Genomic DNA, 15,635 nt, shown 5'->3' with positions numbered 1-15,635 from the left:
TATCGTTAACTCAGCGCCCTGAAAGCTATCAAAGATGAGACGTTTCCTTCCGAATGCTAATAATTGTTCAATGCTGGATACTACCGTTAAATAGTTGCCGCTTACATAAATTTAATTATAGTATGAACGAAAAAGTTAAGAATGTAGTGATCTTGCAAACTGCCCAGAGGGGAAACTACCACCTAGCGCCAACCGGACACGCACGCTTCTTTGACAAGCGCCAAAGCACATCGCCTAAGTGCCTATTCAAAATTAATCGCGTGATCAGTTCCGTAACCACCGAGTAAGCGGTGTACCTCTTCATGTAGACGTTCAAACGAGAGATAGGCACTCAAGGGCAGCCAGGTGTACTTCATCTGCCGCCACAGAATCTCTATCAGATTCAGCTCTGGTGAGTAGGCAGACAGATAGATCAGATGCACACGTTGCGACATCCACTCCACCCTCTTGCGCCTAAAGGCCTTGGAGCGATGCATGCTGGCATTGTCGAGCACCACAACGGCGAAGGTGTCTGGATCCTTCTGGATCACAAACTGGTCAAACGCTTCTATGACCGTTTCCGTGGTCACTGTCTCGGTTGTCGTGTGATAGACCAGTTTTCCGGCTCGGCTTAGGAAGCCCAGCACGTTTAGCCTTCGGCTGCGGGAGTAGGCAGTGACTTCCCAGGGCTTGCCGATAGGGCTCCACGCATACGGCACCGACGACGCTTGTGAAAAACCTGATTCATCAAAGTAATAGAGCTCGTGCTCGCCTTGGTCCTCTCGCTCGTGAAGCGCTTTCATCAAGCCTTGCGTTTTGCGAAAGTCCGTTTCGTCACGCTGGGTCTTGAGTGAATGCCGAATGCGCTTGAAGCTATGGCCATTTTTTTTTCAACGCCCGGCGCAGTGTCACCGTGGCGACAGACTTGCCAGTCTCTTCTTGAAAGCGAGCCTGTAAGGCGCGAATCTGATGGGGATGCTCGGCTACCAACGCTTGCAGTCGCTTGTGATCGTGTTCATCGAGGGCGGGTGTTCGTCCACTACGCGGTTTGTCGGTGAGACCATCAAAACCGGACACTTCCCATTGCTTGAACCATCGTGATACGGCATCGCGGCGAACCTGAAGTATCTCACTGATTTGGGTAATAGTATGGCCTTGGTCACTCAGTAGAATGGCATGCGCCCGACGACGGAGAGCGCGCTTCTCGCCATGGTGATAGGCGGAGGTCAGCGTCTGTTGTTCAGGTTCAGTGAGAGGGGCAACGAAGCGTTTTTCCATGGTTCTGTCCGTGTCAGAAATCCTGGCATGGATATTACACGAAAACTTTAGATCAGGTACTTAACACGTAAAAGGCGATACAATGCAAAGGATTTGAGCATTGTCATCAAATGCGATGAAGGGCTCGGCAGAATCTAGGTTTAAAACGGTGCGCTCTCTAAATGAATTATTCCTTTTATTCTTCGCCACAAAGCCACTTTCAAGGAAAATCAAATGTCATTTTTTGGCAATATTAAGAGAATAACGACATCGACAGCCAAAGCCATCAGTAATGGCGCTGAGCTCCTAAATGAACTTGCAGAGGGGGTACACAAAAGCTCAGAATTACTCCTCTTAAAAACTAAAGCGTCAAAAATGGATAACGACATAAATCACCTGGTCAACAACTCTGCTGACCCACAAGAAATAAGCGAAAAAAGGCAGGCTCTAGCAGAGAAATACAATGAAATAATACAGGAAACATTAGGCTCTGAACGAGAAGAATACGTAAGAAAAAATAAATCACTTGAAAACGAGATCATAATTTCCAAGATCATTGAAATAAAACAAAGAGTAGAAACCAAGGAACAGGTACTTTCAAATCAGAATTTCAAATTGGCAATAACTGAAATACACAAGCTTGAAAACATACAAGCAGACCTTGAGCACTTACTAAGATTAACTAAAACAGGCCAACATGAAGTTATCCACCAAAAAGCACTGGGTAAACTTAAACATAATACAATACTGATAGCTGACCTCCAGGAAAAAAGACACGAAGAAACCTTCAGCACATACCCCTCTGGAAATATGAAATCCAAGAGTAAGCTTTATGATGGAAAATACCATGGCCTAACTGAATACTGGTATGAGGGTGGCTTAAAGGAAAAAGAAATTTCATTCTCGCACGGTGTATTAAGCGACACATCAAGATACTGGAGAAATGATGGTACGCTTCTTTCTGAAATAACTAATCAACCGAAAAATGGCTCCTTCTCTCATTCCATTTTTGCCAGGAACGGCATAAAAATCATGGAATTCGTACTTAAAAACAAAATGGGATATGTCGACATTTGGCTTTGGGATGGAAGCTTTGTTTGCAGAGGAAAAATGAAAGATAACAAAATTAGCAGAGCTTCTTTTTTAATAAAGGCGGGGGTGCGAAAAAATGTGTGGGTAAGCCTGTATAGGGCAAGAAAGCCGGGCTTACAAAAAGACCAGTTCAATGATATGACAGAAACCGTAAAAATCCACACGAGCTTTTTCAATGAGCTTGTTAAGTACATGACACATAGGCAGGCTTCATGAAAAACTTCACGCCTAACCTGCAACTCGGCGAACTTGACAATTATTTCAGCCTGAAATAGAAAGCCTTGCGCTAAAGATTTTATAAAAAACGATGCAGTACGGGAAATGGCCTATGGGGCCAAAAGGGAACTAAAGCATGGATTTTTTCACTGCACTCTTACGCGGTCCGAGCGGCTTAGAAAACTACCTGGCTGCCGCGAATGCCGGGGCGGTCACTAACGTTTTTTACAGCCTCATCGCGTTTTTTTTCATCATCGCTCTGGTCTGCTACAAGCTAGATAAGCTCAGAAGTCTGACACACTACACACCCAACCTGCTCACTTCTCTGGGTATGTTGGGTACCTTTATTGGCATCGTCATCGGCCTGTTACACTTCGACCCAGAAAATATCGACGGGAGCATCAGCCTGCTGCTCAGCGGCCTACAGACCGCTTTCATGACCAGCCTTTTCGGCATGGCTATGACAATAGTCTACAAGATCATTACTGGCCTTCCCTGGCTTCAGCCAAAGGCAGATGTAGCCAGCGGCCCGAACGAGATAGGCCCGGAGCACATTCATCAGTTGCTTCGTGAGCAGAACGATCATCTCACTAGTTTGCATCAGGCGATAGCTGGTGATGATAGCGATACTTTAACAGGACAGATTCGTTTGCTGCGACAGCATCAAGACGACAACTACAAGGCGCTAGCTAAAGAAGCTAGTCGCCAAACCGATGCCGCCGAGGCGCTTGGTCATCACGCCGAGAGCCAGCGCGAGCGCTTCGACACCTTCGCACGCGAGCTCTCAAAACAGTTGCAAGATTTCGCTGAGATGATGTCGAAGTCTGCTACTGAACAGGTAATCAATGCCCTCAAGGAAGTCATCCAAGACTTCAATAACCAATTAACCGAACAGTTCGGCGAGAACTTCAAGGCACTGGACGCCTCAGTAAAATCGCTGGTCGAGTGGCAGGAGAACTACCGCCAACAGCTTGGCGAGATGCGAGACCAGTATGCCCAAGGCGTCACTGCCATTATTCAGACAGAGGCCAGCGTGGCTGCCATCAGCGATAAGGCTACGACGATCCCAGAGACAATGAGTGGGCTCGAAACCCTGCTCACCGCCACCCAGCGGCAACTGGATGACCTCGAGTCGCATTTGGGCGCCTTCAAGGACATGCGCGACCGCGCCGTTGAAGCCGTACCTGAGATTCGACGCCAGGTCGAGGAGACCGTCACCGAGATCAATCAGGCTGCACAACGTGCTGCTCAAGAACTGATGACAGGCAGTACCACTATGAAGGATGAACTCCTACAGGGTAGTGCGCTCATCAACCAGGAAATGATCGAAGGCGCCACCGGGCTTAATGACCGATACAACCGCGTACATGAATCCTTGCAGGGCACTTCGGATCAGCTATCAACCCAGTCAGAGCTGATCGCACAGAGTCTCGAGGATGCCTATAAGGATCTCAATGCCCGCATCTTGGACATGACCACTCATCTCACCAGTAATAGTGAGCAGCTCACTCGAATCCTGAGCGAAGCCAGCGAGGAGACCCAAAATCAACTTCGTCAAGCCCATGGTCAGTCCCGAGACCTGCTGCAGGATGTACATAACCAGCACCGTCAGGCGCTGGAAATCGCTAGTGAGCAGTACCAGCGTGAACTTAGCGCAGCCCAGCAACAGCTCAATGGAGTGCTCAAAGAAGTAGTGCAGAATACCAGTCAATCTGTAGGCGACCAGGTCAGTGCCCTTGACCAAAGCATGCAGGAAGAGCTCTCCCGCGCCCTTACGCAGATGGGCAACCAGTTGGCCCAGATTACCGGACGCTTTACCCAGGACTACCAGCAGCTCACCAACGAGATGCATAAGGTAGTGCAGTCCGCAAATAGTGGATCGAACTAATGAGCCGACTGAACACTATTTTTGGTCGTGGAAGCTCGTCTGGTAACGAAGAAGAGCACCATTGGCTTAGTGTCTCCGACCTGATGGCCGGACTAATGATGGTATTTCTATTGATCTCAATTGCCTTGATGCGTCATGCCCTTGAGGAGCGTGACCGTGTTACTCAGGTAGCGGAAGCCTATCAGGAAACTCAGGTCGCGATTTATCAGGCACTGATGGATGAGTTCGCCGATGACCTCGTAACTTGGCAGGCTGAAATTAATCCCGATACTCTGGCACTGACCTTCAACTCACCTGAGGTGCTGTTTGCCAGTGGTTCGGCTCTTCTACGCTCACGTTTCGAGAGCATTCTTAACGACTTTTATCCCCGTTATCTCGGGGTATTAACGCCCTATCAGGAATCCATTAACGAGGTTCGTATCGAGGGCCACACTTCCAGTCGCTGGAACATAAGTGTGGGAGAGGACGAGGCCTATTTCCTTAACATGCAGCTTTCTCAGGATCGAACTCGCTCGGTTCTAAGCTATCTTTATCGCATGCCGGAAACCCAGTCTCAGAAACAATGGATAAAGCAGACCACTGCTGCCGTTGGTTTCTCTTCCTCACACCTGGTGTTGAACGACGCCGATCAAGAAGACCATGAACGCTCGCGCCGGGTCAGTTTTCGCATCCTAACCAATGCTGAAAGCCTAATTCGCGAAATTCTCTCCGAGACGGATTCATGAAGTTTGAAATTGACTTAAGCGCCTTGCGTGTTGCAGTCAACCGTTTGGGGCCACCGCTACCTATCGATTTGAATCTTGAAAGTTCATTACCACCCCCCAATTCTGGGAAATCTACTCTCGGCTCCCCTGCTGTAATAGACGAGGGAGGTAGAGAGATTACGTGGGAAGAGTTCAACGAGGTCACAAAACCGGGCAATCTGCTTGAATACAAGGGTCAGCAGATTCTATTGTACATGCCAGGTCACCCTCAGAACCGCTTCGAAGAAGCACGGGTTGATCCTAAGCATGGAAACCGTGTACATATTGCCTTCTGCCGTAAACTGGAAGAGATGAAACAGAGGGGTCAATTTGACCGCTATATTGCCACTCAGGACCAAGACGGTGAGTTTCGTATCTACTCTCGCCAAAAGCCGTCGTATGAAGTAAAAGTGCCCCTTCATGTCTGCATGCTTTGTCTTAGCAAGCTCAACTACAAGGGGTATAGTAAACCCGGCAATAAAGAAGTGTTTTCCAACTTTTCCTTTCGAGAATTCTTTCAGCACTACGAGTCTTTCTTCACCGAACATCCAGCCCAAGAACCACGAACTCATGAAAAAAAGGGCTATACCCCAGACTGGCCAGAGGTCTCGCGAGTTTACAGGGCTTCAAAACACTACACATGTGAAAGCTGTGCCGTATCACTCAATCACCACCGCCACCTGTTGCATACTCACCACGTCAACAAAGTTCGTCATGATAACGCCGACAATAACCTTAGAGCGCTGTGTGCTGATTGCCACAGCAAGCAGCCGGGACATGATCACATGGTGGTTACCCTTCATGACCGCCACACCATCGCCCATCTCCGCCGCGAGCAAAAGTGCGCGGATACAGCCAACTGGCAAGAAGTTTTCGCCTTGGCCGATCCCGGCCTCAATGGCCTACTTCACCATCTCAAGACGTTCAAAGTGCCATTGCCGGAGGTAGGTCTGAACATTCAGAATGAACATGACGCTATTGTCGCCAAGCTTGAACTGGCATGGCCTGCAAGACATATAGGGGTCGCGATTTGCCCCGAAAATTCCAAACTGGCGCGTGAACAAGGCTGGCGGGTATTCAGCGTATCCCAGTGTCTAGATAGCCCGGAAAAGTTAAAAAACCAGATCTATCCGCCTGAGTGAGCAGCCCTTCTGTTAGTATAAGCGATATAGCCTTGTGTCCCCCGACCATCTCAGCCCACAGCGTCTGTATAATTTTTCTCATGCTTCGAGGCGTCAAAATGTTAAACACGGGCTTACTGGCCAGAGAAACATTTAAAACTATTCAAATTCGAAATAAAAAGCTAAGCCTCCCAGCCCGCTTAAACTCGAAATACCCTCCAAGGCTTTGCTCGTATTCTTGCCTTTCACCATTAATACGTAAATATCTTTTTGTCTTACAGGTAGCGCAATCTAAGGAAAATCCAACAGGCTGTTGGTTCTTCAGCTTAACGAATTCTGAGCATACTGGACATGTCTGTAATTTTATTATTTCTTCATGCCTCTTTTTAAGCAGTTTGGCTTGCTCGAAAGCATTTTCACTAATTAAAGAACGCTCTATCTTTTCTAAATTCTCAGATGAAAGGGCTTCAAGTACTTTTATTTCATTTTGCTCTGCACTCACCTCCAACCCTGAAACCTGCCCAGCCAACTCCATTGTCCTAGCAGGAATCTTGATAAGCGCACATCCGTATTCTGACACCAGCTCTCGCTGTAAAAGCTGATCCACTATATATCCGTATCTCTCTACACCGTATAAATCAAATGGCGAAAGTTGTATCCAGACACCCTCAGCAGCGGATTGGTTAGAATACAAACTATCTTCACGCAGGTTGGGCCAGGCTAACACCCGTAATGGTTGATGATTCTGATTATCGTTTTGCAAGGGATAGAAGCCATCTGGACGGTCGACAAACCCCATCCAAGGAATAACCTCAAGCAAAACTCGCTTTTTTCTGAGAGTATCAGCTGACAATACAAGAAGCTGCCAGTTGAGTCCTACCTGCCTAAGCTCAAGATTCATGCCTGCCCAAGTTGATGAAAGCTTTACTCCAAGGTAAGGAGACAAAGCATGGCGAAGTACAAGCCCTGCATACTTTGAGTAAGCTCGATTCAGCTCCTCATTTCGCAATCTTCGTTCATCAGGTGTTATCCGTTTGCCACCGACGATATTTCTCAATTCGTTCCAAAGGATAGGCAAATGGCGATAGTGCTGATCATGAAGCAGAATGTTTGTAAGGTGGAGTCCATCTCCAATCTGTGCGGAGCGACCCACCAGTAGGTAGAGGCCTCTCTGCTTAAGACCCCGAATTATTCCGAGTGCATTCTCAAGCTGATCAAGCGTCTTCGTGAGCTGTTCGGACGCTTTGCTGGTTGAATCCTGCGTAAAGGCTTTTCCCCAAAGCCTACATATTTCCTCTGCCAGGCGATGATGCAGATCATTAGTTCCGTAAAACTTTAACGCCTCACTGACAGCCAACTGAATTTGCCTGAGCGTGTCGACTCGCTTACTCAAATACTGATCTATCTTGTCGAGTAACCTTGCGTACACACGATTCTCGTAAATATTAAAATCGTCATCGCTGAATCGGGCCTTCACTCTTTTGGGTATCACTCCAGACAAGGTCTGACGCTGCCAGCATTCAGAATGGGAGGCCAGATGAACCAAGGCTCCCCTGGCTAATTTCTTCGCCCTCGCAACATCGGTGACCTCTTCTTCATAGTGCAGATCCAGTCTTGGTCTCATCGATATTTGATGAAGGTGCCCTGCCTTAATGATCGTGAGCAGTTTCGAGTCAAATGAGTTCAAATGGCTATCATCATCAACCACACCTTCAGGCATCAACGGAGATACCAGCTCAATCTCATTCTCGATGCTTGAATCAATCGTTTCCAGGATGCGCTCGAATAACTCCACCTTCTGGGCTAGAGCCTTGGCCGGCAGCCGGGTGGATTTTCGCTGGCCATCAACCAGAGCGATTTCGCTCCCGTCGTCGACTAAGAGATCGCTCGCTCCCAGGTTCACAGTGGGTTGATAACCGGCCACTGTTTCGGCTAGATAACGGCCAGATTCAATAACTTCGGGCAAATGCCCGATACGTTGTCCTGTCAGTCGATCCACCCACATTAAAAACCACCTTCCTTGCGCTTGATGTCTTTCTCCAGGAGCTCAAGTGAGACCACCGGAATGCTTTCCAGGTTCGAGTGATTCCAGAACGCTTCCAAAGAAGCCATGAGTTTGTGGACAGAGTCTGCGTTAACATCAAAACGACCAGTCACCTTACCCTGCCGCATTATTCTGCTTGCGAGCAGGTGATCCAAGGCCTCTCCTCTAGTGGCGCCTGATGCCATCATCACTGGGACAAACCGAAGCGCCTGCTTCTCAAAGCGGTTACCCCAACCCAAGCCAAAGTCATTCTCAAGCTGTCTCGTAAATTCATTACCGGTCAGCTGACCGAGCAAATTTTTGACAGAAGTGGCATGCTCCCTACAAGCGTTATCAAAAGCATTTTGTAAAGATCTGAATGAATAGCTCGCTGGCTGATAATCCTTTATTTGAAAACTGTGGTCTTGCTTCGGTAGCGTCATCACATGAGACCGATCATAAGTCTTATCTGCTAGCTCATTGGTCGTCTCGTCGTGGTTAGCCGTACCGATAAACCAAACATTGTTCGGAACAAGAATCTGACGTCCATCTCTCAGCATCCTTGGTGCCCCGGGTAACGCTGTTTCTGAAAGACTGATCAATCGCTCGTCAGGGTTATTCTTTTCAAGAGCGGATAGAAACTCTGCAAAATATTGTTCTGGTCGAGAGAGGTTCATCTCATCAAGAAGGATGACATTACAGGTATCTTGCCAGTGAGGTGTCTGTGCTTTGTACAGGGCCTGCAAGCAGTCTTTCTCGTAGAAACGACGCTCAAATGCATTGAAATGGCCCAGCAAATCATCTCGATCTCTCCAGCCCGCTTGCACAGCTATGTCTTGACAAAACCCTCCCATTGCCTTAGCAAAAGCCTTCGCAAGGCTAGTTTTACCCGTACCACTGATGCCTTGGAAGACATGCAATTGACTCATTGCCAATCCACCGAGAAGAAGCCGGATATCCTCAATGGGATAAAACAACTCCACATTTTTCTCAGCTTGCGCAATGCGGTGCTGAAGCTCTTCCGCAAAGACCTTCAAATCAGGTACATGTTCCAGTTCAATGCTCGCCTGGAAATCTTTGTCAGTATCCATATTCGACATTGCTGGGAACGACGTCTTGGCCTTCTGTGCATTCGTCAACTGATCAATGCGAGTTTCGAGATCATCAATGTGGACAGTCAGCGTGTTTTTGTGAGACTCGAGAACCCGTTTCTCACGAGCGATAGCCTCAAGCTCCGTTGCAGCTACGCGCTTCACACTCAACTCCCTGCGCGCCTCGTCAAGTTCCGGGCGCAGAGCGGCAATGTCTCGCTCCAGGTCTGAGGCTTTGTCTCGTAAATATTGATTGACTCGCTGCAACTCAGCTGTGTCTGAAACTTCCAACTGTCTTTTTAGATCGCGATTTTCAGCCGAAAATTTCTCTAAATTTTCAAGTAGTTCTACTGGAGAACGATTGCCCAGTGCGGCACCCAACTCCTGAAGCTCATACAGCCGTTCTTGTAGTTCCTGAACTTTTTCCCACGCTTTCTCCCTTTGTCCAGATACCTTCGCCAACTCAAGAGCAAATCCGCTGCGCTCGGCTTCCACTTCCTCAGTTACGCGCTCTTCTAGCTCGGCTTGCTCTGTTTTTAGTTCTGACCACCCCCGATCTAGCCTGGTTCTATCGCGACTGAGCCTTGCCTTCTCTTGTCGGAGTTCGCCCTCTTTCTCATCAAGTAACTTAATCCGTTCGGCCTCTGCTTCAGAGCAGCTATGCTTGATTCCGTTTAGCTGCCGCTCGGCCTGCCTGATTTCTTCCGCTAAAGCTTTCTTCCGATTCTGCAAATCCTCAAGATCAGATTCTCTCTGGATAGTCAGTTGCCGCTGTTGCCCTTCCAATTGCCTCAGTGCTTTCTCATTCTCCTCTGCAAACCCTGCCTCAGCATTCGCCTCTCTCTGCTTGAGGGACCGTTCCATGATCAGCAACTCATTTTTCTTGTTGGCTAGCTCAAGCGCCACATTGTCTACATCATTGATTCGTTGCTCCAGGGCAGCCCTGTCCGCTTCGATGCGTTCAGCTTCGTCTTGCAGTCGTTTGTTTTCAGCATCATTTTCTTCACCGAGCTTACTGGCCTGATCCCAGCGTTGGAGATATTCCTCATTGAGCTTGTCCTGGTACTTGCTGAGCTCTTTGCACACCTCTGCGAATCGCTCAATCCATCGCGCGACAGTGTCTGACTCTTCAATCTTCCGAAGCGAATCAAGGACCTTATCGACCGACTCTTTATCAACGTCAATATCAATGTTTGAACCAGTGGCTTGATAAATTTTTGATGCATTCTCAAACGAAGCTGACCAGATCGGCCCAAGCTTTTCCAGTGACGCGGCCTGACGAGAAATTGCGGCCGGAGCTCCCGGTGCCACCTGTGAGGGATTACGCTTGTTTCCGTTCTTTTTAGCCATTACATCCAGTCCTTAAAACATTCCGTGAAGCTCAGTGCATACTCAATGTGTTCTAACACGACATCCTGAGTGATCTTTTCGACCTTGCCTTTTTTAAAGCTACTTTGGCCGTGGCTACTTTGGTTGCGAAGGTCTGCCAGATCTAACAACTGCAATATTTGTAAGTTCTCATCCTGCAAAACTTTTAGCGGGTGCTGATCGTCAGTGAGTGCCCCCATTCCCGCCGCGAAAAGCAGTGCTTTGAGAGAGCTTGAAGGGTTCTGGCATGCACGTATAACCTGGCGCAAATCCTGCCGCGCCAGTGTTCGAACGACATCTTCAGTAAAAGATGGAATACCAAGTGCACCAAGCAGCCGCTCATTCAACTTCCAATCCAGTTTTTTAGCTGGAGGTATCTGCCCACCATTTGCCGGATACGTTTTGATCATCCACTGCATAACAACCTCTAGGAGCTTCTGACAGTCCCCCAGGGCGGCCTCCAAGTCAGAATCCCAAGTCGAACCCGATTCAATTTTGCGTCGCCACTTCAATAACCTTGCGAAATACCGCCTGATATCAGGCTGAGCCTCTATCCAAGGGAACTCAATCAAAATATCCAGCTCGGTTCTCTTTTGAAGCTCTCTCAGCCACTCATCATTTGTCAGCACCCCTGCATCAGGAATACCAATCAGCGGTGCTAAGAAATTCCGAAGTTTTGTGTCAGAGCCCAGCAACTGTTTGACAGGCTCCTCAAGCCACCATGCGCCCGCCCTAAGCCCGAGTGGATCCTTGACCGACCAGAGTTCATCTCCTTCGTCATCACCCGTCACCCAAACAACGATCCTGGCAGCCTCAGGAGAAGCATCCAGACGCTGTACGCCTTGCAAACGAAAAAACTCAGATGATGAATGCACTCCCCCTAGTTGCTGACTTGCTCGATAATCTTTCCGATAGTCACGGTAGGCTCGGGCCAGCAACTCGTTGTCCAAGTCAGGAAGACTTTGCTTCTTGGCTCTAGCTAGATAAGGCCGGAAGGTATGACCTGTCCGCCTATTGACAGAAAACTCCGGAAACTTGGCTTGCGGATCCACAGGCTCAATCTGTTCAAGCTTGGTCACCATTCGTGGCCAGAAATAGCCGGTTATCGCATCCTGAATGAGGAAACCAGCCTTGAGACTCGTCGACTCGTCCTCTTCATCATCCAGCAACCTATGTCCTTTTTCAGTCAGGCCATTTGCGTCAGAGGTTAGCCAACCATTACTGACCCCTTGTGCAACGATCAGAGCGATCAGTTCAGGGTGTAAGCCGGTCAAAACAGCAATATCATCCTGTTTGACGCGCTTGGCCCTGACTAACCCCAGAACCGCTCGCTGAAACAAGTTCAACTCGGGCTGTCTTGGCTCAGGATAAAGAACACGATGAACCAAGACCGGCCAAAGAACCGGCCTTGATTTTGACCTGGGTCGGTCACTGAATTTTAGGTAGGTCCCCGTTTCAACGAAGGCTGCCATGATCACCTCCGCAAAGCTCGTAGAAGGCGGCCAGCGCGGGAACAGCTTCTTTGGCAACAGGATTAGTAGCGAGGTTGGCATCACCAACGCAAACCAACATTTGTCGCTGACGACTCATTGCCACGTTCATTCGATTTGGTAACCGTAAAAATCCAAACTGACGGTTCAGTTGCTCTTCCCTGGCAGCGTCATCATCCCACGGAATCTTTGCAGGCTGCGTTGGTTGGTAGGTTCTAACGCAGGACAATAGCACCACATCAAACTCTTTCCCCTGAAAGGCATCCACTGATCCCACCCTCAGCCGCTCTTCCTGACTGTAAGAGCCATCTGCGTTCTGTTTCTTCGTCCACTTGAAGTCATCGTGAGGTTCGTACCCGCTCTCTTGCTTAACCATAAGAGGTTTTCCGTCAATTTTCGTTTGCGCCATTTTTTCCATGATGAAATCCCGCTGAGCGGCATAGAACGTAATAACACCAACAGAAACAGATTCTCCTCCGACCTCCATTACCCGCCGAACTTCTTCCACGACATGCTCAGCCTCTACTTCCCTAACGCGACTGGTTCCTTTCTTGACAGCTTTGCCCTCAGCCAGTGGAACGTTAATCCACTGGCATACGTGACCCTGATAATGCTGGCGCAGCTCTTTCATGCCATTCAGGAACGTTTCCGAAAAAGCAAAATCTTCCGCACTACGGCCAGACTGCAACTTTCCAAGCCCTGCCGCCTCGTAAAAATGTTTGCTCACGAAATCCCCCAGAACAGGATGCATACGAAACTGGGTATCAAGCATCACAACTCGCGGTATAGTGTCCTGCTGTTCAAGATCCTGAAGTTTGACTCTCAGTCGCTCAAACAAACTTGATCGAAATGCTGCGAGCTGTTGTTCCGTAAGGTCATGCTCCTCCTGCAACTGCCCCTCTATGTTAGGCTCGAGCATATGTGGTAACTGACGATCATCGCCCACCAAAACAATTCGCCGCTTAGCCATCGCCATCGGGACAAACAAGTCCAAGGGGTTAGCACGCGCTGCCTCATCTACTACCACCGTTTCAAACTCGATTTCAGAACTATCAAACCCAGCCACTGCTTTCAGATTAGCCATTTGCTGGCCAGCAGACTGCTGACAGGTGGCACCCACCACCATAGAATACTCATCAACAACGGATTGAGCCGCCTGTCGGTCAAAGCTGAGACTATCCGAGAGCTGCTCAAGCACCCAGGCAACACCTTGCTTACGCTTCTGGACCTTACTCTCAATAAGCCTCTCTAAATCATTCAGCAACTCAAGTCCTTTATCATTGATTCGGAATCTCAGCTCTGGCGGGCGGTAGTCCGGCAAGTAAAGGTCCAATAGTTGATTCTTCCAACCAACCAATTGCTTCAAGACTGACTTATCCGCCTGCTCTGCGTCAGCAATCTGCTCCAGAAATGAGAGAAGTTCACCGTCAGCTCGTGGAGCATTTCGTTTCAGCCAGCTCAACAAATCCCAGGCTCGGTCTGGACCATCGTCCAGAAACGACGTTTCAGTCTCCCTCAGAGCCCTGATTTTACGTAGCACAGAGTGGGGCAGCTCTACCTTGTTCTGTGTACTGTGATGACTGCCGCATAATTCATTTATATAGTCTTCCAGTTGCGCTGCTATGCTGGGGGGAATGATGAGTCCGTGGACCTCAAGTGCCTTCACCCCAGTCAGAATTTTCTCAAGCTCCTCAGCAAGGCGATAAGGCTCATATCCAGCCACGCGGATGAAGGCCAGGGCCTCGGATATTTCTTTGAGCTTTTTAAGCTCAGGGTACTTTTCGTACTCCGCTGCAACTTTCTCCTGGAGATAGCTCGTTTGCCTCTCCAACCAAGGGTCAATCAAAGCTTCGTCTTCACCGGAACCACGCTTCCCCCCAACCCTGGTGGCGGGCAGCCCTAAGACATCACTTCGGTCCAAAGCGTTATCAACAGCATCATGCTGAAAACTGCTTATCAAAACCTGTCCTGAGAGATTCTGATCCTGGGATTCCTCTGCCAGACGCCTTTGCAAGGCAGCAATCACCTGGGTTTTTCCAGTACCAGGAGGGCCAATAACGATTGCCAAATCAGGAGTGTTCAATGCAGCACGCAAAGCCTGGATCTGCCTCTCTGTCGGCTTTCCACCCTTAAATGTCTCTTTGGCGTAGGGTGTGAGCCCCTCAATTGTTCTGCGGCGAGCGGCCGGCACAGCGACACCTTCGAGAAGCCACTTCAACTGTGGGAGGCGCTTCCCTGAATCAATTGATTGCTTGGCAGCTAGTCGACGCTTACCTGCTGTTCGGTAACCAGCCAAAGATAGATACAGCCACCCCTCCTTTTCCCGGGGCCGAACGGCCTTTCGATTGGAGGCCGGCCTGAAAACCACATGGTCAGGTTTGAACACAATCGTCCCTCGCGGCGTATTTGCATTCGCGCCCTGGATTTCATCGGTGGTTAACTCTTCTGTCCAATCCGGTGGGTTAAGCCCGATATCCACTTGGGTGTTCGATGGCAGATCAAGGCCAGACCAACGATCACGAAACTCTTGATAATCATCAGGTGTGCGAGGGATCAAACGCCAGGCATTCTCGCGCCCATCTTCAAAGGCCTCCCAGTCTACAAATCTTAGGGATCGCAATGTCTCCGCCTGTTTCAGAGCGTTCTGCCACTCTTTGTCGTTGTATAAATTCCACAACTCCAGGTAACTTTCGTTATCGCGCAAGGCCGCATCCAGAATTGCTCTCTGTGAGCCACTTTTCAACACAGCTGCTACAGATACATCAACAAAATTGAAGCCTCCAACCAGTAAGGAGAACGCACTGTCTTTCTTGATGTGTCGAGTAACTTTCTTGACCAGCAAGGCACCGTCATCTCTGCGCTCAACATCTGCTCGCCAACCTTTTCCCAACAGCTGAAAACGACCTTTAGCAGTTCGATTCGAAAACTTCGCAATGGTAAGCCAGTGCTCGCCTTCCGCATCCACCACAAACTGGGATTCAAACCAACGACGTGCGAGCTCAATATTGTTGCCACCAATCTCCCGCTTGCCATACAGGTCTTCAACGATTAACTCATCAAGGCCAAGTTCCAGCTCCATTGGTGAGACTTCTACTGGAGCGCAATACTGAACTAGCAATTGCCCTTTACGCGTTGTCGTTAACAACCAATGCACTTGATATCGCTGAGCAAGTCGTTCAAATAGAATCCGGTCAACTGGGCTGCAGTTAACAATTACACGTGCATCTCCCTGAACCGCCATCCAGTTATCGCTGTATGGCTGAAACTGAATTTTGTGTCCAGGTCGAAAACGGCTCATGTCTTCTTTGCTAGTTAACGTGAGCAGATCTTCTGAAAACAGAGGAAAATCTTTAAAATTCATGGACCA

At 48.9% G+C, this 15,635-nt stretch carries 9 protein-coding genes; 4 read left to right on the top strand and 5 right to left on the bottom strand.

The features are described from left to right. Positions 1 to 242 precede the first annotated feature (242 nt). Positions 243 to 1,257, bottom strand: a protein-coding gene (locus ACWI0H_RS02260) for an IS630 family transposase (RefSeq protein WP_101146788.1) whose coding sequence is annotated in 2 segments (ribosomal slippage) — positions 243 to 869 and positions 871 to 1,257 — 1,014 coding nt in all. Because the reading frame shifts where the segments join, the coding sequence is not laid out codon by codon here. Between the two features lie 213 nt (positions 1,258 to 1,470). Here ACWI0H_RS02260 and ACWI0H_RS02255 point away from each other — a divergent pair. The 4 genes from ACWI0H_RS02255 (at position 1,471) to ACWI0H_RS02240 (ending at position 6,317) form a co-directional block, all read left to right on the top strand. Continuing rightward, on the top strand, positions 1,471 to 2,544 hold the full coding sequence (locus tag ACWI0H_RS02255; RefSeq protein ID WP_485874689.1) for a toxin-antitoxin system YwqK family antitoxin: 1,074 nt from the start codon (positions 1,471 to 1,473) through the stop codon (positions 2,542 to 2,544). Positions 2,545 to 2,680: 136 nt separating this feature from the next. Beyond that, positions 2,681 to 4,432, top strand: a complete 1,752-nt coding sequence (locus ACWI0H_RS02250) for a hypothetical protein (protein ID WP_485874688.1) — start codon at positions 2,681 to 2,683, stop codon at positions 4,430 to 4,432. Then, the gene (locus tag ACWI0H_RS02245; RefSeq protein ID WP_485874687.1) at positions 4,432 to 5,157 is read left to right on the top strand and encodes an OmpA/MotB family protein; all 726 of its coding nucleotides are present in this window, start codon (positions 4,432 to 4,434) and stop codon (positions 5,155 to 5,157) included. The genes ACWI0H_RS02250 and ACWI0H_RS02245 overlap by 1 nt, the downstream gene beginning before the upstream one ends. After that, positions 5,154 to 6,317: a hypothetical protein gene (locus tag ACWI0H_RS02240; protein ID WP_485874686.1), complete on the top strand. Its 1,164-nt coding sequence runs from the start codon at positions 5,154 to 5,156 to the stop codon at positions 6,315 to 6,317. Before ACWI0H_RS02245 ends, ACWI0H_RS02240 begins: the two co-directional genes overlap by 4 nt. Positions 6,318 to 6,459: 142 nt before the next feature. On the opposite strand, the gene ACWI0H_RS02235 is transcribed toward ACWI0H_RS02240, so the two are convergent. From ACWI0H_RS02235 to ACWI0H_RS02220, 4 genes are read right to left on the bottom strand one after another with little or no spacing between them, the layout of a single operon-like run. Further along, positions 6,460 to 8,301: a hypothetical protein gene (locus tag ACWI0H_RS02235; RefSeq protein ID WP_485874685.1), complete on the bottom strand. Its 1,842-nt coding sequence runs from the start codon at positions 8,299 to 8,301 to the stop codon at positions 6,460 to 6,462. Next, complete coding sequence (locus tag ACWI0H_RS02230) at positions 8,301 to 10,760, bottom strand: AAA family ATPase (protein ID WP_485874684.1); 2,460 nt, start codon at positions 10,758 to 10,760, stop codon at positions 8,301 to 8,303. The genes ACWI0H_RS02235 and ACWI0H_RS02230 overlap by 1 nt, the downstream gene beginning before the upstream one ends. Beyond that, on the bottom strand, positions 10,760 to 12,250 hold the full coding sequence (locus ACWI0H_RS02225) for a hypothetical protein (protein WP_485874683.1): 1,491 nt from the start codon (positions 12,248 to 12,250) through the stop codon (positions 10,760 to 10,762). Before ACWI0H_RS02225 ends, ACWI0H_RS02230 begins: the two co-directional genes overlap by 1 nt. Beyond that, entirely contained in the window at positions 12,234 to 15,629 is a 3,396-nt protein-coding gene (locus ACWI0H_RS02220; protein ID WP_485874682.1) for a DEAD/DEAH box helicase, read from the bottom strand. Before ACWI0H_RS02220 ends, ACWI0H_RS02225 begins: the two co-directional genes overlap by 17 nt. Positions 15,630 to 15,635 lie beyond the last annotated feature (6 nt).

This window comes from Halomonas sp. NYA30, from assembly GCF_976980765.1.
The sequence above is the reverse complement of the archived record's forward strand: the minus strand, read 5'-3'. Positions and strand labels throughout refer to the sequence as shown.

Coding starts and splice junctions, on each gene's coding strand:
- ACWI0H_RS02255 (WP_485874689.1), top strand. CDS start 1,471: ATGTCATTTTTTGGCAATATTAAGAGAATAACGACATCGACAGCCAAA.
- ACWI0H_RS02250 (WP_485874688.1), top strand. CDS start 2,681: ATGGATTTTTTCACTGCACTCTTACGCGGTCCGAGCGGCTTAGAAAAC.
- ACWI0H_RS02245 (WP_485874687.1), top strand. CDS start 4,432: ATGAGCCGACTGAACACTATTTTTGGTCGTGGAAGCTCGTCTGGTAAC.
- ACWI0H_RS02240 (WP_485874686.1), top strand. CDS start 5,154: ATGAAGTTTGAAATTGACTTAAGCGCCTTGCGTGTTGCAGTCAACCGT.
- ACWI0H_RS02235 (WP_485874685.1), bottom strand. CDS start 8,301: ATGTGGGTGGATCGACTGACAGGACAACGTATCGGGCATTTGCCCGAA.
- ACWI0H_RS02230 (WP_485874684.1), bottom strand. CDS start 10,760: ATGGCTAAAAAGAACGGAAACAAGCGTAATCCCTCACAGGTGGCACCG.
- ACWI0H_RS02225 (WP_485874683.1), bottom strand. CDS start 12,250: ATGGCAGCCTTCGTTGAAACGGGGACCTACCTAAAATTCAGTGACCGA.
- ACWI0H_RS02220 (WP_485874682.1), bottom strand. CDS start 15,629: ATGAATTTTAAAGATTTTCCTCTGTTTTCAGAAGATCTGCTCACGTTA.